At 68.4% G+C, this 26,209-nt stretch carries 25 protein-coding genes and 3 pseudogenes; 12 read left to right on the top strand and 16 right to left on the bottom strand.

The window, feature by feature from the left end; genetic code table 11:
• Positions 1 to 1,009 precede the first annotated feature (1,009 nt).
• Positions 1,010 to 1,660: a DUF3223 domain-containing protein gene (locus ACF08M_RS38940; protein ID WP_392190037.1), complete on the bottom strand. Its 651-nt coding sequence runs from the start codon at positions 1,658 to 1,660 to the stop codon at positions 1,010 to 1,012.
• Positions 1,661 to 1,878: 218 nt separating this feature from the next.
• Between ACF08M_RS38940 and ACF08M_RS38935 the strand changes: the two genes are divergently transcribed.
• The gene (locus ACF08M_RS38935) at positions 1,879 to 3,753 is read left to right on the top strand and encodes an MFS transporter (protein ID WP_392190036.1); all 1,875 of its coding nucleotides are present in this window, start codon (positions 1,879 to 1,881) and stop codon (positions 3,751 to 3,753) included.
• Here ACF08M_RS38935 and ACF08M_RS38930 read toward each other — a convergent pair.
• The 4 genes from ACF08M_RS38930 to ACF08M_RS38915 all read right to left on the bottom strand — a co-directional run bounded on the left by ACF08M_RS38930 (position 3,698) and on the right by ACF08M_RS38915 (position 6,593).
• The gene (locus tag ACF08M_RS38930; protein WP_392190035.1) at positions 3,698 to 3,970 is read right to left on the bottom strand and encodes a transposase; all 273 of its coding nucleotides are present in this window, start codon (positions 3,968 to 3,970) and stop codon (positions 3,698 to 3,700) included. The genes ACF08M_RS38935 and ACF08M_RS38930 overlap by 56 nt on opposite strands.
• A gap of 63 nt (positions 3,971 to 4,033) precedes the next feature.
• Positions 4,034 to 5,134: a serine/threonine-protein kinase gene (locus tag ACF08M_RS38925; protein ID WP_392190038.1), complete on the bottom strand. Its 1,101-nt coding sequence runs from the start codon at positions 5,132 to 5,134 to the stop codon at positions 4,034 to 4,036.
• Positions 5,135 to 5,655: 521 nt separating this feature from the next.
• Positions 5,656 to 5,991: a hypothetical protein gene (locus tag ACF08M_RS38920; RefSeq protein WP_392190034.1), complete on the bottom strand. Its 336-nt coding sequence runs from the start codon at positions 5,989 to 5,991 to the stop codon at positions 5,656 to 5,658.
• A 77-nt stretch (positions 5,992 to 6,068) separates the two neighbouring features.
• A complete protein-coding gene (locus ACF08M_RS38915) occupies positions 6,069 to 6,593 on the bottom strand; it encodes a hypothetical protein (protein ID WP_392190033.1) in 525 nt (174 codons plus the stop codon).
• 117 nt (positions 6,594 to 6,710) lie between these two features.
• Here ACF08M_RS38915 and ACF08M_RS38910 point away from each other — a divergent pair, with 117 nt between their 5' ends.
• The 6 genes from ACF08M_RS38910 (at position 6,711) to ACF08M_RS38885 (ending at position 12,226) form a co-directional block, all read left to right on the top strand.
• Positions 6,711 to 7,922 carry an IS4 family transposase gene (locus ACF08M_RS38910; protein WP_392190032.1) on the top strand — a complete coding sequence of 404 codons (1,212 nt, stop codon included), beginning with the start codon at positions 6,711 to 6,713 and terminating at the stop codon, positions 7,920 to 7,922.
• 405 nt (positions 7,923 to 8,327) lie between these two features.
• Positions 8,328 to 9,053: a dienelactone hydrolase family protein gene (locus tag ACF08M_RS38905; RefSeq protein ID WP_392190031.1), complete on the top strand. Its 726-nt coding sequence runs from the start codon at positions 8,328 to 8,330 to the stop codon at positions 9,051 to 9,053.
• Between the two features lie 154 nt (positions 9,054 to 9,207).
• On the top strand, positions 9,208 to 10,338 hold the full coding sequence (locus tag ACF08M_RS38900; RefSeq protein WP_392190030.1) for an IS630 family transposase: 1,131 nt from the start codon (positions 9,208 to 9,210) through the stop codon (positions 10,336 to 10,338).
• A gap of 80 nt (positions 10,339 to 10,418) precedes the next feature.
• The gene (locus ACF08M_RS38895) at positions 10,419 to 10,703 is read left to right on the top strand and encodes a hypothetical protein (RefSeq protein WP_392190029.1); all 285 of its coding nucleotides are present in this window, start codon (positions 10,419 to 10,421) and stop codon (positions 10,701 to 10,703) included.
• Between the two features lie 15 nt (positions 10,704 to 10,718).
• Entirely contained in the window at positions 10,719 to 11,279 is a 561-nt protein-coding gene (locus tag ACF08M_RS38890) for an NUDIX domain-containing protein (RefSeq protein ID WP_392190028.1), read from the top strand.
• Positions 11,280 to 11,707: 428 nt separating this feature from the next.
• Positions 11,708 to 12,226, top strand: a complete 519-nt coding sequence (locus ACF08M_RS38885; RefSeq protein ID WP_392190027.1) for a hypothetical protein — start codon at positions 11,708 to 11,710, stop codon at positions 12,224 to 12,226.
• A gap of 295 nt (positions 12,227 to 12,521) precedes the next feature.
• Here the strand turns inward: ACF08M_RS38885 and ACF08M_RS38880 are convergent, their stop codons facing one another.
• The 6 genes and pseudogenes from ACF08M_RS38880 to ACF08M_RS38855 all read right to left on the bottom strand — a co-directional run.
• Entirely contained in the window at positions 12,522 to 12,914 is a 393-nt protein-coding gene (locus tag ACF08M_RS38880) for a hypothetical protein (RefSeq protein WP_392190026.1), read from the bottom strand.
• 523 nt (positions 12,915 to 13,437) lie between these two features.
• Complete coding sequence (locus ACF08M_RS38875) at positions 13,438 to 15,276, bottom strand: DUF4157 domain-containing protein (protein ID WP_392190025.1); 1,839 nt, start codon at positions 15,274 to 15,276, stop codon at positions 13,438 to 13,440.
• A 241-nt stretch (positions 15,277 to 15,517) separates the two neighbouring features.
• Positions 15,518 to 15,748 (bottom strand): hypothetical protein, encoded by a 231-nt coding sequence (locus ACF08M_RS38870; protein ID WP_392190024.1) that lies wholly within the window; start codon positions 15,746 to 15,748, stop codon positions 15,518 to 15,520.
• Positions 15,745 to 16,293 (bottom strand): hypothetical protein, encoded by a 549-nt coding sequence (locus tag ACF08M_RS38865; protein WP_392190023.1) that lies wholly within the window; start codon positions 16,291 to 16,293, stop codon positions 15,745 to 15,747. Before ACF08M_RS38865 ends, ACF08M_RS38870 begins: the two co-directional genes overlap by 4 nt.
• Complete coding sequence (locus ACF08M_RS38860) at positions 16,290 to 18,305, bottom strand: hypothetical protein (protein WP_392190022.1); 2,016 nt, start codon at positions 18,303 to 18,305, stop codon at positions 16,290 to 16,292. Before ACF08M_RS38860 ends, ACF08M_RS38865 begins: the two co-directional genes overlap by 4 nt.
• Before the next feature lie 325 nt (positions 18,306 to 18,630).
• Positions 18,631 to 19,331, bottom strand: a pseudogene (locus ACF08M_RS38855) (transposase family protein); the annotation flags it as partial.
• Here ACF08M_RS38855 and ACF08M_RS38850 point away from each other — a divergent pair.
• The 4 genes and pseudogenes from ACF08M_RS38850 to ACF08M_RS38835 form a co-directional block, all read left to right on the top strand.
• A pseudogene (locus ACF08M_RS38850) lies at positions 19,313 to 19,519 on the top strand (transcriptional regulator); the annotation flags it as partial. The pseudogenes ACF08M_RS38855 and ACF08M_RS38850 overlap by 19 nt on opposite strands.
• 273 nt (positions 19,520 to 19,792) lie before the next feature.
• A complete protein-coding gene (locus tag ACF08M_RS38845; protein WP_392190021.1) occupies positions 19,793 to 20,317 on the top strand; it encodes a DUF6415 family natural product biosynthesis protein in 525 nt (174 codons plus the stop codon).
• 453 nt (positions 20,318 to 20,770) lie between these two features.
• Entirely contained in the window at positions 20,771 to 21,145 is a 375-nt protein-coding gene (locus ACF08M_RS38840) for a PadR family transcriptional regulator (protein WP_392190020.1), read from the top strand.
• On the top strand, positions 21,142 to 21,738 hold the full coding sequence (locus ACF08M_RS38835) for an HAAS signaling domain-containing protein (protein WP_392190019.1): 597 nt from the start codon (positions 21,142 to 21,144) through the stop codon (positions 21,736 to 21,738). The genes ACF08M_RS38840 and ACF08M_RS38835 overlap by 4 nt, the downstream gene beginning before the upstream one ends.
• A gap of 69 nt (positions 21,739 to 21,807) precedes the next feature.
• Here the strand turns inward: ACF08M_RS38835 and ACF08M_RS38830 are convergent, their stop codons facing one another.
• The 4 genes from ACF08M_RS38830 to ACF08M_RS38815 form a co-directional block, all read right to left on the bottom strand.
• On the bottom strand, positions 21,808 to 22,068 hold the full coding sequence (locus tag ACF08M_RS38830; protein WP_392190018.1) for a hypothetical protein: 261 nt from the start codon (positions 22,066 to 22,068) through the stop codon (positions 21,808 to 21,810).
• Between the two features lie 323 nt (positions 22,069 to 22,391).
• Positions 22,392 to 22,868, bottom strand: coding sequence for a hypothetical protein (locus ACF08M_RS38825; protein WP_392190017.1), 477 nt, complete (start codon positions 22,866 to 22,868; stop codon positions 22,392 to 22,394).
• Between the two features lie 93 nt (positions 22,869 to 22,961).
• Entirely contained in the window at positions 22,962 to 23,813 is an 852-nt protein-coding gene (locus ACF08M_RS38820; protein WP_392190016.1) for a competence protein CoiA family protein, read from the bottom strand.
• 214 nt (positions 23,814 to 24,027) lie between these two features.
• Entirely contained in the window at positions 24,028 to 25,380 is a 1,353-nt protein-coding gene (locus ACF08M_RS38815; RefSeq protein ID WP_392190015.1) for a competence protein CoiA family protein, read from the bottom strand.
• 229 nt (positions 25,381 to 25,609) lie between these two features.
• On the opposite strand from ACF08M_RS38815, the gene ACF08M_RS38810 reads away from it, so the two are divergent.
• Positions 25,610 to 25,894 (top strand): hypothetical protein, encoded by a 285-nt coding sequence (locus ACF08M_RS38810; RefSeq protein ID WP_392190014.1) that lies wholly within the window; start codon positions 25,610 to 25,612, stop codon positions 25,892 to 25,894.
• Here the strand turns inward: ACF08M_RS38810 and ACF08M_RS38805 are convergent.
• Positions 25,858 to 26,103 (bottom strand): annotated as a pseudogene (locus ACF08M_RS38805) (GNAT family N-acetyltransferase); the annotation flags it as partial. The gene ACF08M_RS38810 and the pseudogene ACF08M_RS38805 sit on opposite strands and share 37 nt — an antisense overlap.
• Between the last annotated feature and the right edge of the window lie 106 nt (positions 26,104 to 26,209).

The raw sequence follows: 26,209 nt of genomic DNA, 5'->3' as shown, positions 1-26,209 counted from the left end.
GGCAGGGACCTGCACCGGGCGCACCATTGCTACTCATCCGCGCTGTGCAGCCCTCGATGCAAGGTCGCGCTGACCTATGCAAGACCCCAAGCAGCCTGGAGCTGACGCATGCAAGGTCAATCCGTACCGGACACAGGCGAAGCAGGTGCGGCTCCGAAAGAAGCGTGGCTGACCGTCGCTGCGCAGTATTCGCACGACGTCGTCAGGCGACGCCGCCGGGGATGAGTGGACACGGTGGACTCCGCCGCGCGCCCGGTGCACGGAGGGGAGTGGAGACCACGGTGGTGCGGATCGGGTGGTCCACTCCGGTGCGCCCCACCCGGTGGGGAGAGTGCAGAACATCCCGGCATCCGGTGCGCTCGGTGCGGTTCACCGGGCGCACCGGTGCGCCGGACGACGATGCCGTGCACTCCCACCCACCGCACCACCGCACCCACCGCACCGCGCGGCGCGGGTGGGAGTGGCCGCCACTCCCACCCGCGCCACCCGATGCGCGTACAGAGGGTGACGGCGCATCGGATGCGGTGCACTCGATGCCCCCCTTGACCAGGTGTGCCGCCGGATTCCACCCAGCCCATCAGGTGGAAAGCAACCCTTGTCCAGCTACGAGTTTCCGCGTGATCTTCGACGTTTCCCCTTGACAGCGTCCGCTACCTCTTCGGCGACGACCAGCACCGGCCCCCCGATGCACGGTGGCGGAGGGGAGATCTCTCCCTCCCGCCGCACCGCGCACCGTCACCGTCCGTAGGGGTGGTGCGCGGTACGGACGATGCCGTGCGTCGCCGCATCGGGTGCGTTCCACCGAGTGGAAGTGCACGACATCGTCCGCACCGAGTGGAGAGTGGAGGCCACCGCGCAGCGCACCAGGTGCGGGTCGAGTCCACTCGGTGCGCTCCACCGGGTGGGAGAGTGCGTTCCATCGCGCGCAACTCAACGCACCATGCGCGCGCCGGTCCGCGGTCCGCACCCGCGCGCGCCGCCGCCCCGGATATCCGGTGCGTGCGGCGCGCTACACGCGCGGGCGGCGCAGGTTCTCCTTGGCCGATAGCAGCCCGAGCACGGCATGCTCCTGGTGGTGGGCGTGCCAGCGCTCCGCCAGGGTCCGATCGGTGAACAGGGCCAAGCCCCGCGCCGTCTCTGCGGTCAGGTCGGCGGCGTCGAAGCCGCCGGCGGCCTGGACGAACTCCATCGCGATGTCGTGGAAGCGCGGGCCGCGGAAGTAGGAGACGTGCGTGTCGTCGGGGGCCAGAGGCTGGCCGCTCTCGTCGGACACGAGCGTGTGGGACGCCTTGCGGGACTCGTAGTAGGTGTTGACCTGCGGCTGGATCTCGGTGCGCATCGCGGCCAGCACGCGCTGCCGGTGGGTGGGTGCGTCCAGGCACTTCTGGTACGAGAAGGCGACCTTGCTGCCATCGACCAGGACCGCTTCCGGGCTTTTGTGGTGACCGCGTGGGGTGGGGATGATCCGGAAACGGTCCACCCCCGGGCCGACCTTCTCCGCCGCGTCGGGGTGCATGTCCAGCAGGTCCCGCAGCAGCAGGTCGTCGTCCTCCTGGTCGACGTCCTGCCCGAGGCCGTAGCGGCCCAGGATCGCCTGCACCGCTTCCTGTCGGGCCTTCTTCGTCGCGTAGCGGCGCGGGCCGATCCAGACGTCGGGCACGTTGAGCTCCTCTGCCAAGCGGGTGACGGGAGCGCTCACGCTAGAGCACGTCCCCCGGTCCGGACGGAGCTTCGCTCTTGCTGTCAGCCCGCCGGGGGACATGGAGCAGATCGTGATGCCGCTCACGGACAAAGCCAGACTGCAAGGGGCGGTCAAGGAGGAACCGGACACCTGTTGTCTGTGGCCGTTAGACCGCGGTCAAGGGGTGGCTTTTCACGGTGGCTCCGGCCCGTGCGCAGATCCGCGCGCGGGCCGGACGCTCACCGACCGGCCAGCAGGCTGGAGAAACCGAGGACACCGTGCCCGCCGACCTCACCCCCGACCCCGCCTCCAACCCGTACGAGCCGGCCGACCGCGGGCCTGCCGACGACGTCGACCAGGTCTCGCCGGCCCCCTCCATGGGCCCCTCCATCTCCCCCTCCACGACCTCTTCGGCCGACGGCCGCGTTGGTGCAGGTCAGACACAGAAATCAGGGGCCTCCGACACGTTCGACAACCCTTCTAAGTCTTTGAAGCAGACATGGAAGCCGACCCACACCAGGAAGAAGGAAGTGCTGAAGGCTCTGGGGATCTTCCAGAGAGCTACCGCTGAACACCTGTGGCGGATGCTGCGGCCCGGAGACCGGCACGACCGGTGCACGAGGGACACCCTCAACACCCTCAAGAGCGAGGGGAAGGTCCGGGTGGAGACACGACTGGAGTCGGGACACCAGCTGTGGGTGCTGACCGAGCGAGGATACAAGGAGGCCAAGCAGCTGCTCCCGAAGAGTGCGCGGATGTCCGTGCTGCGCAAGCTCCAGTACGACGACGATGGTGAACCGGTCGACGGCGACGGCTACGACGAACACGCCGCCGCCGTGACGATGACCGCCTCGGTGCTCGTTGGGGCCGGGTTCGGAACTTCGCTGTCCTGGCAGACCGAGATCGCCCACCGCCTGCCGTACGGGTACACCCAGTACGCCGACCTGACGATGCGCGCCCCGGACGCCGGAGTGCCCGCGATGCTCCTGGAAGTCGACCGCGTGAACGAGCCCGTCGACGACCTGGTGGCCAAGCTGCGCCGCTACACCGACTGGTTCGAGCTCCTGGCGCCGAAGGCCGACGCGAACAAGGAGAAGGCAGCCCGTCGGCAGGGTGCTGCGGTGCACGGCTTCCGGCTGTGGTCGCGGATCTACCCGGCGACGGGCCGCGAGGGTTACGTGCCGGTGGCGTTCGTGTTCACCGGCCGGACGGCCGCGCAGCGCGAGAGCCGGATCGAGCGCCTGGAACAGGCCGCCCGCGCCTACTTCGCCGGCACCCCGCACCGGGGAGAGAGCTACACGGCGGTCGACTACCACCAGGCGGTGCCCGTGGTCGTCACCGAGCTGGAGCGGATCACCGCCGACCCGGCCGGGTCCGCGGGCGCGGTGTGGCGCAGGCTCGGGCGCGATGAGTGGCAGACGCTGTCCAAGGCCCTGGACAACCCCGACGGCGACCGGCTGTACGCGGTGCAGCTCCGGGAGGCCCGTCGGCGCCAGGCGGAGCGCGAGGCCGCGCACCGGGAGGCGCAGCGGCCGGTGTGCACGCGGTGCGGGCGGAAGTTCACCGACGACCGCTGGCAGCAGACCAAGGGGTCCTCATGGCCCGGCGAGTGGGATCGGGGGGTTGTCGGTGGCGGCTGCGAGGCTGGCCGGATGAACGCCGATGACGAGCAGCTGCTGCGCGGCCGGGTGTACGGCCACGTCACCGTGGCCACGAGACATGCGACGACTGCGTCGATTGCGGCGTGCGGCTTCGTCTCGGGAACGGCGGCGTCGTTCATCGTTCCAGCCACGCAAGGTGCCGTCGCGCAGATCGTTCCCGAAGAGCACCTGCAGCAGGCCAACGCGTTGCTCAGGCTCCCGAGCAACGCGGTGAGGGTGCTGGGGCCGGTCGCTGGCGGATTCGTCGTTGCCGCGAGCGGCGCGGCGTGGGCACTGGCCTGGGACGCGTTCACGTTCGCCCTCGCGGTTGTCCTGTTTCTTGGTCTGCGCCTGCAAGCCCCGCCCACTACGCTCGCTAGCGTTCTGGCCGATCTGCGGGCAGGTTGGACAGGCTTTTGGTCCCACGGGTGAGGACCCGGTGCCAGGTGCCGTCCCGCTGCCATCGACGAAACAGGTTGTAGATCCGCCCCCAGGGCCCGTACTCGACGGGTACGTCCTGCCACGGAACACCGGTTCGGACGCGGAACCGTATGCCGTCGATCAATTGCCGCCGGTACCAAACGGGCGGCCGTCCCGCCTTCTTCCCTTTCGGTAACAACGGCTCCAACACCGCCCACTGCTCGTCCATGAGATCACCCCGTGCCATGGACCGTGATCATTCATCGATCAAGATCCATTTTCGATACACGACCTAGTCGCAGTAGTGATCCAGGACGTACGGCAGGTGTCTCGCCCACGTGCTGTGCGTCACCTTGTCGGGCGCGATCAGGGTGAAGGCCCACGGGACACCGTCGACGGTCCGGATGTACAGCGTGCACTTTAGGGAGTCGTCGTCCAGAGCGTGGCCGATGCTCGCGATCTCGCTCCACTCGAAGTCCACGCTCACGTCGGTGCGGCCGGCGCGGCGGATATCGACGCCGAATTCTCCGATGAACAGGGCACGTTCGGTGTCCTGGGCGTGAAAGTACTCCGCTTCCTCGCCGGTGAACTCCTCGGCCGGGTCGGGGTCGGCCGTCGGCATCACGAGGGTGGCAGGTGGCACTACGACGGTGGGCGGGTGCGAGGCGTCTACGACCCCGGTGAAGGCGTCGAGTAGTTGCTCCGTCGTGGGCCGGCGGGCCGGGTCCTTCTCCAGGCAGGCCCCGACGATCCCGCGTATGCCCTCCGGGACCGGTGAGAGATCCGCCTCCGCATGCACCGAGCGGTACATCAGCATTATCGGTGTGCCCTCGCCGAAGGCGCTGCCGCCCGCCGCCGCCACAAGGACGGCACCGAGGGCGAACACATCGGCAGCGCCCGTCACATCCCGGCCCTCCGCCTGCTCGGGCGCGAGATACCCCGGGGTACCGAAGGCATGGCCCGTCATCGTCAGCCGAGTGGATTCGACGGCCCGGGCGATGCCGAAGTCCAGGACCCGCGGACCGTCCGGCGCCATGATGATATTGCCCGGCTTCAGGTCGCGGTGCACGATCTCGCACCCATGCACCGCCTGCAGCGCCTCCGCCAGCGCCGCGCCGAGTTGCCTCAACTCCGCCTCGGCCATGGGCCCTTCGGTGGTGATCAAGTGGGCGAGCGTCGGGCCCGGCACATACACCGTGGCCAGCCAGGGCGGATCTCCCTCCGGATCGGCGTCCACCACCTGCGCCGTGTGGATGCCGCCGACCGCGCGCGCCGCGTCCACCTCAACCCGGAACCGGGCCCGGAAGGCCGCGTCCGCGGCCAGCTCCGCTCTGGGTACCTTCACCGCCAGCAGACGCCCGCCGCGCGACCGGGCCAGATACACGGTGCCCATCCCGCCCGCACCAAGTTCCCGCACCACGGCGTACGACCCGATCCGTTCCAACTGATCCTCCCCCTGCTCGCCCTTCACGTCTTCTTGTATCCACCGTGTCCCATCCGTGTTTCTCTCCGCGGAGCCGGCCGCGTACATGAAACATTCGCCCGGGCCCACCGCGTCAATTGAAGACGATGCGAGTGGGTTACTCCCACCTGGGATTGCCCGCTCCTGCTCGGGGTGGGTCGGTGCGAGTCGTCGCGGCGCGTTGTTCGCCAAGCGCGCGGGCGAGTTGCTCGCGAAGTTGGTGGTTCTCCTCGGTGCGATCGTTATCTAGGGTTGTCAAGCAAATCTGCTGGTAGTCGGCGCAGAGGTCGATCAGGCAAGTGAGGCACGTTCCGGCCCACAGGAGGCCACCCTCCATGGGATTGCTCCCGTCCGTCGGCGCCTCCTCAGGGCTGCATCTCCGTGCTTGGCCTGGAACCCGAGCCACCGCTCCATGTTGAGACGGGGGGACTACGGCCCCGGCTCCGGGCTCTTTACCCGTACAAGCCCAGGTGGTGACCGATCAGGGGCTGCCAGCGGGATGTGTCCAGGATCCGGTTACGGAGGTAGTCGATGGCGCGGTGGGTGTCGACGGGGGCGATGGCGACGCGGGCGGCGTCGATCAGCCGGGAGTTGATGGCGGGGGTGGGGGCGAGGGCGTCGTAGTGTCCGGTGCGGCAGGTCAGCACGAGAGGGCCTGCCTCCAGGCCGTCCTGGTATTCGTTGAGCTTTTTCAGAGCCGCGCGGGCGCGGGATGCTTCGGGGTTGGGGGTGCCGTCCGGGCGTAGGGGGTCCATCTCGTCCAGTCCGTCCAGGACCGGCAGCACCATTCCATGAGCGACCAGTCCGGCAGCCGCACTGGAAGAAAAGTCATAGGCGTCGACCAGACGCTGTACCAGCAGGGTTTTCAGGGGCTGTTCGGTGTTCCACTGGGCCAGTGAGATCCGGACCGGGACGGGATCGTCCTCGGCACGGTCTTTGATAAGGGCGAGCATGAGTTCCAGGGCCAGAACAGTCTTTCCGCCCCGGCAGCCCCGGTGACGACCAGGCGCCGGGGCCGGGTGGAGCGGTAGTACTCCAGAACATCGGGCAAGGCAGTGACACCGTCGTCAAATGTATGCCCGGCCGGTGGAGCAGCCGCGACTCGAGCGGTCGTGGACTGCAGAACGTACGTGAGATTGATGCGCGGAGTGTCGTCACCGAGCAGCTGCCGCAGCACCTTGGCCTCGCCAGTCTCGTTATTTTCGACAAGTTCGGCGAGCCTTTTGGCGCGGCTGCGCGCGAGTTCGGCACCGTTGTCCTTGGCCGGCTTACGCAGCGCCACGACCGCGATCACCAGACCGATCACACCGATCGGTACACCAATAAGAGCCCCAACCTTGTCGGGCTCATCCACACCGATTTTTTTGAGTCCCCATACGACGAAGGCCACACTGCCTATGATCAACACCGCACAAATAGCGGACACCTGCCACTTACGCCGATCGCGGCGTTCCCCTGCTAAGCCTCAATACCGTTCAGTTAAGTGTTTCTGGGGTATCTTGGGGGGATGCCGCGTTCTGGTTGGGTGAAGCCGTCTTCTGATGTCCGGTTGTCGGATTTGGTGTCTGTGGGGTTGCTGACTCGGGTGTTTCCCGCGGATGTGGTTGACGCGGTGATCGAGGGGGCGGGGCGTACTGAGCGGCGTCACCGGTCGTTGCCCGCGCGGGTGATGGCGTACTTCTCGATGGGGATGGCGCTGTATTCGGATGGCTCCTACGAGGATGTGTTCGCGCAGCTCACGGATGGGCTGTCGTGGGCGTCGGGGTGGTCGGAGTCGTTCGCGCCTCCCTCGAAGTCGGCGATCTTCCAGGCCAGGTCTCGTCTGGGGTTCGAGCCGGTGCGGGATCTTTTTGCGCGGGTCGCGCGTCCGCTGGCGGGGCCGGACACGCCGGGGTCGTGGCTGGCCGGGCGTCGTCTGGTGGCGATCGACGGGACGTGCCTGGACGTGGCGGACACGGCGGCCAACGCAGAATTCTTCGGGCGGCCCGCTTCCAGCCGGGGAGAGCGGGCCGCGTTCCCGCAGGCCCGCCTGGTGGCATTGGCGGAATGCGGCACCCATGCCGTCTTCGACGCTGCCACCGGCCCGTGCAGCGTGTCGGAGATCGAGTTGGCCCGGCAGCTCGTCGGGCGACTCGAGCCGGGCCAACTGGTCCTGGCCGACCGGGGCTTCTACGGGTTCCGCCTCTGGCAGCAGGCCGCCGCCACGGGCGCGGATCTGCTCTGGCGAGTGAAAACGAACCTGCGGCCCCGGCATCTGGAAACACTGGCCGATGGGTCCTGGCTGGCCAGGATCGTCCCGACGTCGGGCCCGAACCGGGCCACGACGGAGCCGCTCACGATCAGAGTGATCGACTACACGGTCGATGACGGCCGGGACAACCCCGAGGAATACCGGCTGCTGACCACGATCCTCGACCCGGCCGAGGCCGGCGCCGAGGACCTCGCAGCCGCCTACGCCCAACGATGGGAGATCGAGACCACCTTCGACGAGCTGAAAACCCACCAGCGCGGGCCCCGCGCGGTACTGCGCTCGAAAGCCCCCGACCTTGTCCAGCAAGAAATCTGGGGACACCTGTGCTGCCACTACGCTATCCGCACCCTGATGGCCGACACTGCCGCGCACGCCGGCTGCGACCCCGACAGAGTCTCCTTCGTCAAGGCTCTCCGCATCGCTCGCCGTTCAGTCGCGCAGGGCGCATTTTCCCCCTCCGGGCACTGACACGGCCAACACGACCTGGCATTACGCCATCCGATGGCTCACCCAACACCTCAACCCACCCCGCCGAAAACGCTCACACCCGCGAGTCGTCAAACGCAAGGTCCTGAAATGGGCCGCGAAACGCTCCCACCACACACACTGGTCCCAGCCCAAACACAGCCCCCACATCACCACTCGAGACCACTAACTGAACGGTATTGAGGCTAAGTGGTCGGCTCCGTAAATCCTTCGGGGGTTGACTCCGGAACCTGTGTCGTGCGTGGTGCCGGGGCAGGTGCTGCCGTGGGAACGGGGGTTGTGACGGATCTTGTGAGCCACCGCCGCATTTCAGAGGGGCACCCGCGCTGTTCTGCCAGCGGCGAACCCCGGCCCGACCGGACTCGACGATCACTACGGTCCAGTCTCATGACGACGATTACCACGCGCACGGTCCAGTACCCGGCCGACGGTCTGACGATGATCGGGCACCTCGCGCTCCCGGCCGGTGCCGACCGCCGGCCCGCGGTGCTGCTCGGACCAGAGGGGCCGGGGCTCAGCGACGTCGAGCGCCGCCGGGCCGATGCGCTCGCCGAGCTGGGATACGTAGCGCTGGCCTTCGACCTCCACGGCGGGCGCCATTTGGGCGACCCCGAGGAGATGCTGGCCCGTTGCATGCCGCTGCTCGCCGACCCCAACCGGATGCGGGGAATCGGCCACGCGGCGCTAGACGTGTTGCGTGCCGAACCGCGGACCGACCCCGACCGGATCGCCGCCGTCGGCTACGGCACCGGGGGCGCCATCGGGCTGGAACTCGGGCGCGACGGCGTCAACCTGCGCGTGATCGGGACAGTTAACGCACTGACCACGGGCCGACCGGGCGAGGCGGCGCGCATTCGCTGCCCGGTGTGGGCCGGGGTCGGGTCGGAAGACCCGATCATGCCGCCCGCGCAGCGGGACGCGTTCACCGCCGAGATGCAGGCCGCGGACGTCGACTGGCGCCTTGTGGTCTATGGCGGCGCCTTGCACGCCTTCCACCACCCGCCGGTCGACCATCCCGTGCGCCCCGGCGTCGGCTACCACCCACGGCACGCACAGCGAGCCTGGCGCGATGTCGTCGACCTGCTCGCCGAGTGCCTGCCCGTGACGGAGTGATCTGGCCAGTCCAAGCTCGGGCGCCCGCTGACCGCCGCGATGCCTGGGCTCCACTGCCACGGCGGGCGGGGAAGGCTGCGGCTTGCCAGTGATCCACTTCGGCCGATGGGCTCGCCCGCCATGCCCCTCCGCACTGCCTGTCCGATAGCCCCGAGTGCCGCCGAACGCGCGGCTGAAGGCGATGGCCTACGGCCACAAGACCGAGCACCGGCTGCGGGTGCGTGCACAGGTGGTGCTGCACGCCGCGCGCGGACGCTCCAACGCGCGTATCGCCCAGGAGACGGGGCTGCACCTGGACACCGTGCGCCGCTGGCGTGGCCGGTTCGCCGAACAGGGCTTGCCCGGGCTAAAAGACCGTCAACGCTGCGGCCGCCCGCCGGTGTTCACGCCGCTGCAGGTTGCCGAGGTCAAGGCGCTGGCCTGCCGGCTGCCCGTCGAGAGTGGAGTGCCGCTGTCGCGCTGGTCATGCCCGGAACTGGCCTATGAGGCCACCCGGCGGTGCATCGCCGCGTTCGTGTCGGCGTCCACCGTGCGCCGCTGGCTGGCCGACGACGCGCTCAAGCCCTGGCAGCACCGCTCCTGGATCTTCATCACCGACCCCAACTTCCGCGCCAAAGCCCAGCGTGTGCTGGACCTGTACGCCTGCACCTGGCAGGGCACCCCGCTCGACGCCGACGAGTACGTCATCAGCGCCGACGAGAAGACCTCCATCCAGGCCCGCTGCCGCTGCCACCCCACCCTCGCCCCGGGCCAGGCCCGCGCGATGCGGGTGAACCACGCCTACGGACGCGGCGGCGCCCTGGCTTACCTGGCCGCTTACGACGTCCACGCCGCGAAGGTGTTCGGCCGCTGTGAGAAGACCACCGGCATCGACCCGTTCATGAACCTGGTCACCCAGGTCATGACCCGCGAGCCCTACGCCAGCGCGAAACGCGTGTTCTGGGTCGTGGACAACGGCTCCTCCCACCGCGGCAAGAAGGCTGCCGACCGGTTGTCGGCCGCCTTCCCGAACGCGGTGCTGATTCACACCCCAGTGCATGCTTCCTGGCTGAACCAAGTGGAGATCTACTTCTCCGTCGTGCAGCGCAAGGTCGTCCACCCCAACGACTTCACCGACCTCGCTCAGGTCAGGGACCGGCTCCGAGCCTTCGAAGACCGCTACAACGCCACAGCACAGCCGTTCCAGTGGAAGTTCACCACCTCCGACCTGGACGATCTACTGGCCAGGCTCGACCGGCACACCGCCGATCACCAGGAACAATCTTCTGTCGGACGGGCAACGTGATCAACCCCCGAAGGATTTACGGAGCCGACCACTAAGTTGAATAGCAGGCAGCCGAAGCAGGGGAAGGGACGGCGTACCAGATGTTCGAGGACATGGCACAGCTGCGCAAGGACGGCGCGTATTGCCCGCCGCCGTATTACCGGCTGACTTTCCGCACCACCGACGGCATGGTGGTCAACACGAGCGGCGCGATCTACTTGGCGCACGTGCCGGCCCCCGGACTGGTGCTGCGCATCGGCCGCCGTCACTGGCGGGTTGAAGCTGCACAGCTCAATGTGCCCGAGCCGGGTCAGCTCGGGGGGCGCGAACAGACGCCGCCGGAGTGCCTGCTGCGAGTCTCGCCCTGCTCATCCGTCGACACCTGACCGGGGCCGCAGCACGTGGGCTGGAGAAGGCTCGACAGCGAGCAACTGCATCAGGGGCCGTTCCTGTCCCTGCATAGGGACAGGGTCCTGCGTCCGGACGGAGGCAGTGGCGTCTACGACCATGTTGCCGTCCATGACACGGTCAGGATCGTGACCCTGGACGACCAGGAGAACGTGCTGCTGGTCGAAGATGACTTCTACCTCCAAGCGCGCCGGATGCTGCATCTGCCTGGCGGGGGAACCGACGGTGAAGATCCGGCAGCAGCGGGTCGGCGCGAACTTGCCGAGGAGGCCGGGCTTGTCGCCGATCGCATCGACCACTTGGCGACGCTTGACCCGTTGCCCGGAGTGACGGCCGCCCGCCTGCACCTTGTCGTGGCGACCGGCCTCTCCCCGGGAGCGGGTACTCCTTGCCGGGACGGGACCGAGATCGGGATGACGGCGACGTGGTGGCCTCTCGGGCAGGCGGTGGCGGCTGTGTACACCGGCCGGATCACCGATGCCGGGAGCGTGGCCGGGCTCCTGCTGGCCGTCAAGGAGGAGCGTCCGGTCCACCGCTCTGACGAGCGCTCTTAATCGGCTAGACCGCGCAGCCACGCCCGCTGACAGGGCCGGGCGGGCGCACTCCTCTACGCTTCGCCACCACTGCAGATGAGGGACATACGCCGGGCCGGCGGCGACGGAGCCCTCATCCTTACCGGATCACCCTGACCAATCGTCGTGAAACCCGCGCTGTCCAACGGCCGCGCGGACCCCGGCGTCACGTGGCAACCAGCTCCGGCACTTCGAGAGCTTCGGCCACCTTGCGGGCCAGCTGCGCCACTTGCACGGCTGTGCGACGACGTCGGCTCGCTCGACAGCTACCTGCCGCCGAGAGCGCCTCGCCCATCAGGCCCGTCACGTGCGCATGGTCCCCTTCCTGCGTGCCGTGAGCGCGGATCTCCTGCTGCCCGAGGTTGCAGAATGCCCGCCGGTGAGCAGCGCAAAGGCGGGAGGATGACGCTATGAACTCGTTATCCGAACCCGTGATGCAGCTGATACGCGCGGCCCTCCAGCCCGTGGCGTCACCAGCACGTGTCCGCACTGACGACCCGGTGTGCCGTGTAGTGATCACGGCAGTGAACGCCGACCTGAAGGCCGGCGGAATCGACCACGTCACTCAGCTTGTCACCGGCGCCGGGATGGCGGCGTCAGGTCTCACCTTCTGGCTCGCGAAGGAGCGCGAGGTGGAGGTAGAAACCTTGATAACCCAGCTCACGGACGGACTCCCGGAAGGCATCCCGGAGCGCGATGTGGTGAAGATGATCGAGACGATGCTGACCGGACCGCCCGGCGTGAAGCAGACCGCCGAGTTCCTGGCCCGCCTGTTCCATGAGGACGAGGAGCGGTACTACGACCTCATCGTCGCTCTCGGCCGATACTCCGCCTCGTGCATCGGCATGCTGAGCGCCCTCGGTATCAGTAGCGAGGAAGACACCCTCGAAGACCTCGACGACACCCTGCAGGACTTCTACGCCAGCTGAAGACGCACCCGGGTCTTGCTTGCAGCTGATTCGGCTGCAAGCAAGACCCCGGCGGGGCAGAAGGCCCTGGCCGACGGCAACTGCCTTCAGGCGCTCACCGCCGACGTAGAGGGGCGCGTCGCGGTCTGGGTGAACACCCTGCCCCCAGCTCCAGCGAGGTGAGCCCTGGTACGAGATCGGCGTCGACGACCCGGACCGCCGCCGCCGGCGCTACCCCGAGCCCGCCAGCCACTGACGTCCGAGCCGGGCAAGCCCCTTCCGTGCGAGGGGGCCTGCCCGGCGCCCGGCGACCGGACTACGCCATGGCGGCGGCCACGGTTTCCAGGACGGCACGCTGCTGCGGGTCGACCGGGACGTCCAGCTGGCGCAGCGAGCGCAGCGTGGTGCCTTCGGCGCACAGCCTGCACAGCCCCATCACCGGCATCGGACCCACGCCGATCAGGGCGTGCGAGGAAGAGTTCTCGTAGACGGGCCGGCAGCAGCCGGGGCACAGGCGGCAGTCCTCGAGTTCGTCGGCCGGCGGCGCGTCCGGACCGAGCAGCGGAATCATCCGCAGGAGATTCTCCCCGGCTTCGGCCCACAGTCCCATCGGTCGCTCCGCGCTCCGCTCGAAGACCACGTCGCCGTCCGGGCCTTCGCTGGTGCGGACCCGGGCCAACGTGCCGACACCGTCCTCGGGGTGGTTCACGCGTCCCTGGCTGTAATCCACGCACGGCGCGCGAGGCTCACAGTCCAGCAACCGGCTTTCTCAGATAAGTACATGACGGAACACTAGGCCGCTGAAGATTCAGGGGTCCACCACGGCAACACACGGTCCTCGAAGCGTCGGACGCCCGGCCGTACGAGACGCCTGTGGCTTCGCCCCGACATCGCCCACGCCCTGGTTGTGGTCCTCGGAGGTGCCTGCTGTCACGGAGTGCCCACGACAGCAGGCGGGTATGGCTTGCACGGAATCGCTCAGAGGTACGGCCGACCAGTGTGGGACGGATGGGGAAGGGCATGGTCGGCGAAGGAGGGCACTCACACTCAACTGGTGGCCGCTGGGCTCTGACCGGCCACCGACTTCGAGCCCAGGAGCATCCCGCAGGACTGCGGGCCGGTGTGGGGCCCTCTGGACACCCCTCGCGGTGATGGCCGAGAGGCGTGAGGAGCTGGGGGTGGCGACGGTGCCTCGGGAGGTGACGCCGGGCAGTCCCGCAGGGTTGCCCCGGTCACAGCGGCAAGGGGGAGGGCAGGTGCGGACGGATGTCGACGTTGCGCTTGATGATCTCGCCGGCCATCCGGTCGACGATCCGTCCGGACAGCGGTTCGAACCGAGCGAGCAACGTCGGCGGTAGATCGCCGAGATGCTGATGGCCCTGGGCCTGCACCCACAGCTCGATGTACTGGGGGAACAAAGTGTTGCCGGGTGTGATCAGGAACTGGGCCTGGAAGTTGTGCGCGTCCGCCTTCGCCCATTCTGCGATCAGGCTCTCGAAGGGCATCATTGCCGAGTTGGTGACGTAGGTGCCGGCGACGAGGTTATGCTCGTCGGTCGCGCCGCCGATCTGCGCACCCTGGATGTGCAACCACTCCCAGTTCTGATTCAGGTCGTAGGTGCAGCCCAAGGCCAGGTTGGCGTAGGCGGCCAGGCCGAGCGCGTTCCAGTTCTTCATCGCGGTGTCCTGCCCCGAGCCCCGGCCCACGGGCGTCAGCCCGGTGCCGGGAACCCAACCGGTGCTCTGCCGCGGTGGTACGTGCATAAGCCCCTGGTAGGCCGCGTCGAGCGCCGCACGCGTGGTAGCGCTCAGGCTCGGGTCGAAGAACTCGCCATCGCTGTAGCGCTGGTTGGCGATGCGGATGCGGTGCGACGCGGACCGCTGGGTGGTCGCGGTCGAGATGTACAGCATCCTGTGCGGGTCGTCCGGGCCGAGCCCCGAGTACTCGAAGAGGCCGTTGCTGTCCTCGCTGTGGCGGGTCGCCTCGTACATGCGGTCCGACACCTGATGCACCCGCACGCCGGCGTAATCTGCATCGAGATCGACGCCGAGCCGCTGCTCCGCCTGCTCGCGGGAGGTCTCCGCCCGTGTGAACAGGTGACCCTCGGCCCGGGGCGCGCGGGAGCCGCCGGAGTTCTGCCACAGCCGCGGCCCGGACCGGACGACCATGGCGAGCATCCCGGGCAGCCCCCGGCCGAGTGCGTCGTCCCCCAGCCGGGTAAGGGTTCCGGCGGTGCTCACGTAGTGGTGGAAGCCGCCCAGTTCCTGGAGCAACACGGCCTGGAACGCTGGATCGCGGCGGATGAGGTCGCCGAGCAGAGAAGAGGAGAAGTCGGAAAGGCCTGTGTTGCGCACGGCGTCACGGACGCGGTCGACGCCCGAGTAGGGGACGAAGAGCAGCCGGTCGGATGCGTCCTTCTTGACGAAGGCGAACTCGCTGCCGGGCTGGTTGCTGTCCGCGTAGATGCGGTCATCGTAGTTGGCCAGATACATCGACCGCTGCACGGTCGGGGCGCGGGTGGCGTTGGCCTCGGCCTCCCGTTCGAAGCGGTCCCCGGGGTCGCTGACCGACAGGCCGTCCGCCGTGGGCGTGCCCGCCACCGGCCCCTGCCGCTGCTGGATGACGTGGGTCAGCTCATGGGCCAGGGTGTGCTTGTCGGCGCCGCCCGCGCCGATGACTACATGGCTGCCGGAGGTGTAGGCGCGCGCCCCGATCTCCGCGGCCGAGCGCTGGGCCGCGTGCCCGGTGTGCAGCTGTACGTCGGAGAAGTCGGCGCCGAGCCGTTCCTCTATCTCCGCGCGCAGCGCGCCGTCCAGCGCCTCACCGGAGCCGCGCAGCAAACCCTCCACACTCGACCGCTGGACGACGGGGCCGGCCGGCCCGGGGGACGGGCCTTGCCACTGCTGCTCCTCGTCGAGATGGCCGGCCCGTTGCAGCATTCTGACCACAGCGGCGTTGCCGGCCTCCCGCTGGACCGCGAGTAGATCAAAAGGCCGCGTGGCGGACCGGGACGCGGCCACGGCCAGTTGAGCGCTGGGGCGGGAACCTTCACGGCGATCGTATGCACGCAAGAGACGGGACCCTCTTCCGGGTATGGGCGGGACATCTCCCCTGGATACACGCAGGACCGGGCCGATCGCCAGGTCTTGCGGGGGCAGTGCTCGCTGCCCCCGCGGGCCGGCCGATGGCCCGCCGCCCTCGCCGCAAGGCCACGGTCAAGGGTGGCGTCGGCAAGCTCCGCGAGTGCCGCAAGCGAGACGCGGCCCGTTCTCCAACGGCTCACGTGGCGCCCCGACTCCAGCGCGCCCACTGTCACGTCAAGCAAGGGATGATGTGGTCTCTACGGAGTTCATGGTCGCTGCCACGGCTCAGCATCCAGGCCGTCCACGCGTCGTGGATGTCTGAGGTGGTCGTCCGGGTGCCCTTGGCCCGCATCAGCACCGTGTACCCAAGGAACAACGACTCGTCGTCGCCCGGGGGTTCGGTGGTGGGAGGTAGGAGGCTCCGGATGAGCTGGGCCGCTTCGGTGAGGTACGTGGTCATCCGCTCAGTCTGCCCGCGAGAAGCAGAACATGCAGGGCCGCCAGGAGAAGGGGGATGAGACGTTCGGTCTCGCCCAGTTCGAGGTACCTAAACCGGCGTAGTCTCCGGCGCTGCTTCAGGCTCGTCCACTCGTCGGTGTAGATCTTGGCTGGTAGCTGCTCCTCCAGCTTGTTGATGACTTCGAACTTTGCCTGGTTGAGCAGCTGGTAGCTGCGGAGTTGCAGCCACCAGAAGGCGGAGAGGGTGCAGCCAGTCAGGGCGATGGTTAGGGCCGCGTACCAGCTGACGCGGTGGGCGGTTGAGTCCACCAGGCTGACACCGGCCAGCAGCGTGGTCTGGATGCCCAGGAAGAAGCTGTTGGCGGCACCGCGTCGGGCCGAGACCCGGTCCGCCATTTCGACGGCCAGTGCGTAACCCGACATGAAATCACCGTTCCTGACGGTGGGTGAGATGGGCTGTGGGGTGGAGGCGGGGTCCGACTGCCCGGGGATGGTGGGGCCGGTCCGGCGCAGGGCTGCTCGGCGCCCCGGTTCGTCAGTGGTCATTTCTGCCCCGGCATCGTCGATGAGGCGCCCGACAGGATGCTTCGTAAATGGTTCATGAGTGGAGTGAGGCGACTCTTGGCGGCAAAACTGTCCATCCGGAAATTTCCGCTCACTCTAGAGGTGTCCAGGGAAATTAGATGAGGTTCGCAATCACTGGTGAAATAGACCATGGACTTGAACCAGAACGCCCGATCGGCTGGAGAGGAAAGGTAGCCCGGCAGTTCGGGAAGGAGGGGCGTCTCCCAGGACTCGCCGTATCGGCTCTTGAGTTCGTACAGCACTCCTTCCGCCTCCGCGACACTCGAAGCCTTGAAGCGTCGGTATTCAATCGGGTCCGTCACCAGCAGGACGAGCCGTGTGGGGTGTCTGCGGCGGAGGACCTCGGCGTATTCCCAGAGCGTTCCCGGTCCGGGGCCGGTCCCCATGACGATCACGCCCGCGTTCTCGATGAGCCGGCCGACGGTGCCTTTCCAGTCGTCGAGCGGTAGGTACATACGCGCCGCCCCCGCGCCGCCCGGCACCTGCTCACCGGGGCTTCCGACCGCCAGCAGCGGCCCGAATTCGGCGAACAGGGCGCTGATGCGTTCCTCGTGGCTGCGGTGGGATTGCATGATCCACGTGCCCGGGTTGTTGAAGAAGTTCAGGTTCTTGCCGAGGGGCGTTGCCTCGGAGGCACCGGCGTCCTGGTCGAATGGCCGGAGATAGAGGACGTACGACCCGCTGGAAATGTGGTCCGGGGACGTGACGATATTGGCCAGGTACCGGTTCGCCTTCATCGCCGGGACGGAGGCGAATACCAGGACCGCGGCACCGCCCGTTCCGACCAGCAGGAAAATCACGAGAAGGATGTACCAGGGGGGCCCGTGATATCCGGGCAGGTCGGGAATCGTGGATACCGATCTCATTCCCAGGGCGGCGAGGATCAGTACGGCCGTTCCCCCAAGGCGCATCGCCCAACTCACTGTCCGCAGGGCCCAGCCGTAGACCCGGCGGCGTCGGGGGAGAGGTGCGCTATTGCCTGCGCCCGTCCCGAGCAATCGCTGGGCTACGCGCCAGGCGGCCAGCGCTGCCCAGATGTCCCAGCCGCCGACGCACAGGCTCATGAGGTCGAGGAGAAGGGTGTGCGGTGAGGACAGGTGCGACACCGTCGCCACGAGGTCGCCCACCGCGAGACGCAGGCTCACGAGCACGACGGCGAGCCCGGCTGTTCCGGACGCCAGGCTCGTGAGCTGGATGGAGCCCACGCGCAGCTTCTGCGCAGTCGACAGGCGCCTCGATGGTCCAGGCGTCGCCAGCCCGAAGTGCCGCCTGGCGGCATTCCCGGCGACCGCTCCGAGCCGGAAGGCGACGACACCGACGGCTGCGGCGGACACACTGAGCGCGAGAACGAGGAGGAATGCCAGGCGGTCCGCTCCCGGCCGGACCAAGGTGACCGAGGCCGCGTACACGGAGAGGGCGACCAGTCCGGCGCCTGCCGTTCTGCAGAGCCAGTGGGCCAGGTGCAGCGTCCACCCCGTCCAGAGCGCGGCCCACGTCACAGCTCGTCCCCGTCGGTCGGCCGTGCGACGCAACTCCCGTCCTGCCAGGAACACCGGTACGGAACAGAGGGCGATTCCGAGATTGACCAGCCACGTGAACCCGCCGCGCGCGGTAAGCAGGAACATCTGCCCACCCAGGACGAAAAGCCAGGCGCTGAGCCAGAACAGAGCGCCACCAGCTATTCGAAGCGATCTCCGTCGGGGGTGTGGGGCCGGCTCCTCGGAGGCGAGTGGGGCGAGTGCGGCGTCAGGGGCGGGCGGGGCAGCGGGAACGGCCACCCACGCCCCCAGGCCGAGTACGAGCAGGGCCAGGACGATGCATGCGTGATCGAGAAGAAAGACGGAAAGATACGTGCGCGGTACGGAGCCACTGCCGGACGCTGGCCAGACGCCTACGAAACGGGAGAGCGGCGCCGCCACGACCGCGAGGGTGAGGAAGAGGGTCCCCAACTTGAGGCAGCCCGACGCCACCATGTCGCGCGTCCATAACCATGCCCGTTGCCGGTATCCGCGGGCTTTGCTGCTGGCTCTACTCACTGTGAGTAGCCCCCCCTGCCTCGACGAGTTCACGATAGAGGGCACTCGCGAACGCGGGCAATCGCTTCCCCGTTCATCGTCCGCATCGGTCCCGCTCGCGCCCATCGCGGCGACCCGCGCTGTCTTCAGCGGGTGCCCGCTCGGCGCCTGGTCGGCCGCGGTCCGTCCGACTCCAAGCCCGCCGCGGCGATGTTCTGCCACCTCGCAGCCGACCTGCGAGGCGGAACTCAAACGGATGTAAATCAAGGAGCCCTTTCCCACCTCATGCTGCGGCGTGATGGAGGACGAGGACGGCTTGGACGGTCGCGGTGATGCGGTTGGTGCTGCAACGGAGTTTTCGTAGGAGGCGCCAGCCCTTCAGGGTGGCCATGGCCTGCTCGCCGAGGCACCGGATCTTGGTGTGTGTGCTGTTGTGCCGACGTTGCCACCGCTTGAAGCGACGGCCCCGGAAGGGCACCCGGATGGAGCCGCCGGCACCCTGATACGCCTTGTCGGCCCAGCACTTGAGGCCGGCCTCGGCGAGCGCGTCGATGATGCCGTGAGTGCGGGCGGCGGTCAGATCGTGGGTGGAGCCTGGCAGCGCGGGCGAGGCCAACAGCAGGCGGCCGAACGGGTCGGTGAGGACCTGGATATTCATGCCGTGGCGCTTGTGTTTTCCGGAGTAGTACGGGGTGTCGGCGGCGATCCGGTCGATCGGCAGCAGGGTACCGTCGAGGATCACGAAAGCCAGTCGGCTCGCGGTCCGCATCGCCTTGGCCAGGCTGGGAGCCAGCCCTGCCAGGACCTCTATCGCCTCGCGGAGGTAGCGGTAGACGGTTGCGGTCCCGATGCCGAACCCTGTGCGAGCTGGGCGTAGGTGTCGCCGCACCGCAGATGCGCCAGGACCAGCAGCGCCTGACGGCCCGGCGTGATGCGGCGCCACCGGGTGCCGATCTCACGACGGCGCGCAGCGCACCGTGTGGCCGCTGGAGGCGTTCTACCTCCACGACGACGTTCAGGCCGTGGTGGAGACCCTGACGGCTGAGATCAAGGTGAAGCAGCCGCGCGAACTCTCCGGCTACGCCAAGGCGTTTGCCGGCCTCGCGGAGATGGCCGTGTACGGCGACGCCGCCCGCGCCCTGATCTGGGCTGCGATCAACGCCCTGGAGTGAACCTCCGCAATTACCCGCAACTTTGTTGAGAGTGCGGCGGACAGCTGCGTAGCGTCGAAGGCACCGACGGACCACCAGGCGGAGAGGCGGGGCCGCATGCGCACACACGGACATCACTGCCCCGGCCCCGGAGGGCCGCGGCCTCCAGCCGCCCGCATACGGCGTCCCCTCTCCGGCCCTACTGGCCCGCGCAGACCGCGGCTTCGCCCGGTTCCTCGCCCAGCGGACCGAAGACCACGACGACGGGGCCGAAAGCGGCGAGGACGCCCTGCGGTGACCGCCAGCCACCCGCGCGAGACCGCCCCCGTAGCTAGGCCCGCCAGCACACACACGGTCCTGTACGACCCCGACGGGTTGATCGAGGCGGGGCTCCCGCTCGACCGCGAACCGTACGAGTGCCTCGTCAAGGCCGTCCTCGCGTGGACCGGCAAGGACACGCTCACCACCCGCGACTTGGAGCAGATCGCACTCCAGCTCACCGGCCACGCCCGCGCCGTCGCCGCCGACGTCCGCCGCCGCGCCGACTGGCTGCCGAAGAACAGCGGGCCCAAGGCGCTCGCGGACATCGTCCTGCGCGAGGCAGAGGGCCGGCTGTCCGCGAAGCTGGAGGGCACCGTGCGCTGTGTCCAGAACCGTGCCCGCCTCGTCCGCGCCCTCTACGACGCCATGAACGACCGGATGCGAGCCGCGCTGCACAAGGTGTGGGGCGAGCAGGGTCCGGTCCCTGTCCAGCGCGGCTCGGTGGCCTTGATGACCCAGGAGTTCCGCGCGGCCGTTGCCACGGGCAGCGCATATTGACCGCGGTCGGCGGTCGGCTGCGCGTACGGAGAGCTTGCAGGGGATGCGTCGAGGAAGTGTTCTGCTGCTTCTTGGACCCTGGCCCGGTCTCCGGTGGTGAGGAGATCGAGCTGTAGGCCGCGGATCGTGGCGATGACGACAGTGGCTCGGCGTGCCGCCAGGACTGGGTCGGTGTCTTGTCCCTGCGCATCACGCAGGGAAGTTTGAGAAATACCGCGGCGCCTGGAGCGCACGCTCGTAGGCGGCGAAGAACAACTGCCGCGTTCAGCTGTAGCGATGACGAGTCCCGGACTCGCCTGAGCGGGCGCGATGTATTGAATCGCCCCGGGCTCGCCGTTCGTACCGGTCTCGGCGACGTCGGTCCCCTTGTCCGTAGTCGGCTGGGCGCGGATGGATTACGGGGAACCGCACCCCCTTTCCCATCTACTTGCCCAATCAGGTACCTTGCAACGCATGGAACCCGGTGATTCGACCAAGCAGGCCCGGGCAGCCGCCCAGCTGCGCAAGGGTGTACTGGAGTACTGCGTACTCGCGCTGATGCGGGACCGCCCCCGCTACGGCGTGGAACTCCTCCAAGCCCTGGAGGAATCCGGTGCCCTGGCCACCAGCCAGGGCACGGTCTACCCGCTGCTCTCCCGGCTCCGCCGCGACGACCTGGTCACCACCACCTGGCAGGAGTCCGCCTCCGGACCACCCCGTCGCTACTACGCGCTCACCGACAGCGGCCGGGCCGCACTCGACGAGTTCGCGCGTGTCTGGCCCGGCTTCCGCAACGCCGTCGACACCTTCCTGACCACCCCGCACCCCTCCACCGGAGACCTCGCATGAAGACCCCTGCCGACCCTGTACGCGACTACCTCGCCGCCGTCGAGCGTGAGGCCTCCGCACTCCCCGCCGACCGTCGCCAGGAACTCCTCGCCGACCTCGCCGAACACATCGAGGTGACGCGCGCCGAACACCCCGACGCCGCGACCGGCGAGATCCTGGCGGAACTGGGGGACCCCCGCACGATCGCGGCGACGGCGCTGGCCGAGGCGGGGAACGGGGCCACCGGGGCCCCGGCCCGGGGCAGCGCTGGTGCACCCGCCCGGCGCGGCAAGGTACACCCCCTGGTCCCGCTCCTGATGCTCACCCTCTCGCTGCCCTTCATGATGGTCTTCCCCGACCACCCCGGCCCGCTGTTCGGCGTCCTGTTCCGCATCACAGGCGCGGTACTTCTCTGCACCTCAGTGCACTGGATCGCCGTCCAGAAGACCACCGGCGTCATGCTTACCGCCGTCCTGCCGACTGCCGTCATCGTCACCTGGAACCTGTCCAGCGGCGGTCCGGCGGGTGGCACCCCGGCTCTCCTGGCCAACCTGGCGATGCTCGCCCTGCTGGCCGGCACGGCAGCATGGCTCTGGCGGGTCCGCCGCGCCTGATAACGCTGTACCGGGGCCTGGGCGGCTTGCGCGAAGTGCAGCACGACGGCCTTGGCTCCGGCGGCGACCTCATCGACCAGGGCGTCGCTGCGCGGGTCGGCTGCATGGCGCGTAGCCCAGATCATGGCGAACTTGATGATCTGGTCGACGTCGCAGCAGGATCGCGTCGCCGGTGTGCGGCGGCTCGGGCTGGCGGTGCTGCCACAGCCGGTAGAAGCGGCCCTCGTCGTCGTTGAACCCGAGGTGCCGGTCGCCGTGCGGGTTGATCAGGTGGGTGGTGAAGGGCAGATCGTTCGGGCCCGGCTGCCAGGGCTGTTCCTGCTGGCTCAACGCATCCTCCGTCAGCGTTCGGTGATCACAATGGCCTTGAGTGTGTCAGCGCTGGTCCGGGGCGGGCAGGGCTTTCGACCACTTCGCACGCCTTTCGAAACGCGGGGTGCAACACGGCTATGTGTTGCACCCTGACCTGCGAAGACACCCAGGAATATGGGCTACGAGGGGGTGCGTTGCGCTCGGTGTTTCAGTGCCCCGTGTCTGCTTTACGGCCTTCCGCGTTCACGGAATACACGAAAGGAGCACGGCCATGGCAACGCTGTCCGAGCTCCGCGCCCGCGATCCGGGCTGTGCGATAGCCGCTGGCCCCGGCGGGTGCCTCAGCACATGGTGAGCTGTTCGTGTTCGGGCAGGTCAAGGTCGACGATCCGGCTCTGGGGAAGGACGTCGGCGAGTTCGCGCGCCTCCTGGGCGCTGCGGGCCAGGACCAGTTCCTCCGCGAGCTTGGAGCAGACAGCGGCCAGGCCGGGGCAGGGCCGCACGATCCCGTACAGTGTCCGCCGTTTGTCGGTCACGTGGACCGGGACGCCGTGGGCGTACTGCGGCCACATCATCGGCTTCTCCGGGATTTCCACCCGCAGGTTCGACGTCCGCCAGGCGTACTCGGCGACGGCGGCGAACAGCTCGGTCTGCTGCTGAGTCGACAGCCGGCCCCACCATGCCCGCGCGGTCTCCAGGTCCTGGCGCTCCCGCTCCTCGCGCTCGGCCTGCTCACGGGCGAGACGTGTCTCGCGTTCCACCCGCTCCTGTTCCCGGCGTGCTTCCTCTTCCGCCCACCGCTGCCGCGTCTGTTCCATGAAGACGCGGTGCTCCTCCTCCCGTTGCAGCCGCCGTTGTTCGTTCTCCTCGGCCTTCCGTACCCGTTCCTGCTCCTCCAGTTCCTTCCGGCGCTATTCCGCGGCCTCCTCCTGCTCCTGCTGGTGGGCCTCCCGTTCCGCCCGCGCGGTTTCCTGCCGCTGCCGCATCACCTCGTGCCTGTCCTGATCGGCGACCGACCGTTTCGAGGTCCACCACTGATCCCGTTTGAACCGACGCTGCTCACCATCGACCACCCGGTACACCCGCCGGTACCGGCGCAGCGCCTCGGCAGGAATCAGCTGCCCCTCCAGCGCCCAGCGCACGAACCGCTCCAGCGTCTCCTCCCGGAACTCCCACCGCCCGCTCCGGTAGACGAACCCGGCGAGCCCGTCGTCCACCACCCACGGCTGCTCCCGTTCCTTCGGGGCCCGGACGCGGACGGCCGGCACTGCACTGATCCACTGCGGCGGCCGCGCGCCCGGGTGCACCCAGCACACCCGGATCCCCTCGTCGGCATACCGGTCGGTGCGATCAGCAATATCGTCCACCGTGATCTGCGACAGCTGCGCCTCCCAGGCCATGCGCCGACTCCCGTCCGCAGACGAGGCCATGACGTCCGCCCGCCACGACCCGTCCTCGGCCGGCACCTCCAGCGCCGCGAACCACCCGGCCGCCCGGATCGCACCCGCCATCTCCAACTTGAGCATGTGGTGCTCCCACGACTCGTTCGACAACTCGCACGAAGGCGGCCGTCCAGGGTCGTGGCAGAAGAACCGGACCCCGTAGCGGGAGACCTTGGCGTGCAGGCCCCATTCACACTCCGGGCAGGTGAGAGGCGGCCGGGGGCGGGCTTTGTGGACCTGGGACCAGTCCAGCCTGTGTCCCAGGTCGGCCAGGGTGGCATCGAGGCGGCCGTGGTCGGCATGCAGCGCGGTGAAAGGCATGAATCGCATCTCCTGGCGATCCGGCGTAATTCGCGGCGTATCTGACGGGACAGGAAATACCAGGTGCCACTGACAACCGGCCCCACGATCCAGGACCGGCCCGGGTCCTTACTGAGCCCGGGAGGACAGGCATGGCCCGTGGCTGCCAAGGCCGAGGTGGGTGATGTGCGTGGCATGCAGGCCGCCCGCCTCCAAAGCCCGGGCCTCCTCCGCGTCACGGGCGAAGACCTGCTGATAGACCAGCTGGGGGGGAGAGGGGAAGCAACTCCGGGCAGGGACGCACGATTCCGTACAGCCGGTTGAAGGCGTGCACCGGAATCCCGTAGGCGAAGTTCGCCGCGACGCCGCCGCCCTCGGGAATCCGAACCCGAACCCGTTCGCGCCTCCACGTCGCGTCGACAACGGCTCTGAACAGCTCCTCGACCTGCGGGCGAGACAGCAGCGCCCACCACTCCTCTGCAGTGGCTCGGGCCCGAAGCTCCAGTTCCTGCAGGGCGGCCTGCCGCTGGGCATCGCGCCTCTGCTCCTGCATAAACTCCTCCAGGACCTGGCGTTCTCGGAGCGCTGCCCGATGCCGGGATTCTTCCTCTTCGCGCCGCGTCCGAAGTCGACGGGCGGATACCTTCTGCTCCAGCTTCTGCGCGTCCCTCTGCACCCTGGCTTCGTGGCGCCTTCTCTGGGCCTCCTGACCAGCGGGGGTAGCCAGCCACGCCTTGCGGCGCTCCCGGGACGCGGCCTCCAGCTCCTGCCTCCGGGCCTCACGCTGTCGCGCATCCTCCGCCCGCTGCTCCCGCTCCCGTTCGTACGCGTTCTGCGCCTCTGCGGACTGGCGGGAGGTCCACCACAGGTCGCGGACAAACCAGCGATGCTCCTCGCCGACGATTCGCATCACCTCGCGGTGACGCGGCAGGCTCCGCCAGGGGCGCAGCTGACCACGAAGGACCCACCTCACGAACTGGCCCAGCTCCGCCTCCTGGAAGAACCACCCGCCGGAGACGAAGCTGCCAAGACCGTCGTCCACGACCCAGGACTCGTCAGCTTCCTCGGGCACCCGTACACGCACGGACGGCACAGCCCCCAGCCACACCGGCGGGCGCTTGTGGGGGGACACCCAGCACATGGTGACGCCTTCGGCCGTGTACCGGTCGGTGCGCGCCGTGATGTCTTCCACCGTGATCGGGGAAAGCTGCGCCTCCCACGCCATGCGCTGCTCGCTGTCGGGCGAGGTCGCCATTACGTCGGCCCGCCAGGAGCCGTCGGCGGCGGCGACCTCAAGCTCGGCGAACCAGCCGGCCGCGCGAATGGCTCCGGCCATCTCCAGCTTGAGCATGTGGTGTTCCCAGGACTCGTTCGCCAGGGAGCACTCCGGCGGCCGCCCGCCGTCGTGGCAGAAGAATCGCACGCGGTTCGGAGAGTGCTTGGCGTGTACACCCCATGCACACTCAGGACAGGTGAGGGCGACGCGAGGCGAGAGCTTGTAGACCCGGGACCAATCCAGGCTGGCTCCGAGGTCGGGCAAGGTGGCATCGATGCGTCCGGCTTCGGGGTGCAGTGCAGTGAAGGGCATGAAGCGCATCTCCTAGGTGATACGGCGCATATAGCGACCAATCAGGCATAAATGGAGAAAGCAGTCAGCATTGACAATCCGCCCTGACCCGTGTGGACGGTAAGCGCCGACCGAGCCCGCGATCGTTGAGGCGCTTCACCCCATCACGCAAGGCGATGGGTACCGAAGTGTGCGCAACCGGTACGGTCACCGCATGTCTGGGGAACACAACACACAAGGTGCTGCGCGTATGGGAGTTGGCGTGGGCGTGGTCAGCACCGATCTGCCGACGCAGAGCGGACCACCGCTGATGGAGTTCGAGCTATCGGTCGGCGAGCGCAAGATCCTCCATTTCAAGAAGAAGCCCCAGATCACGGCCATCGCCGAACTTGTGTGGAACGCCCTGGACGCCAACGCCACTGAGGTTCACGTCGAACTGCGCCGCTCCAGCATGAAGGCGATCACCGACGGAGCCTTGAGCGGGGACCGTGGGTTGGTCTATGAGCTGGGCAGGTCGCGGAGCATGACGGCGTAGAGGGGGGAGTCGGGGAAGGGCTGGCGTTCGCCGATCTTGCGGTAGCCCCACGTTTCGTAGAGGGCCTGGACGCGGGGGTGCGTGGTGTCGACGAGGAGGGTGGTCAGCTGTTCGGGCCGGGGGGCCAGGAGGGTGTCGTGGAGTCGTTGGGCGAGGCCGGTGCCACGCCACTTCGGGCGGACCATCAGCTCGGACAGAGCGAAGGTGGTGCCCGGCGTGGGGGGGGGTGCCTCTATGTCGTTCGTCAATCCCGCGCTGTCGGTTTTGGGGGTGTGGGTCCCGTTCATGGGGCGAGGGTGACGGTGGGTGTTCGGG

This window comes from Streptomyces sp. NPDC015032, assembly GCF_043080425.1.
Taxonomy (GTDB): Bacteria; Actinomycetota; Actinomycetes; order Streptomycetales; family Streptomycetaceae; genus Streptomyces.
This window is presented reverse-complemented; position numbering and strand designations above follow the sequence as displayed.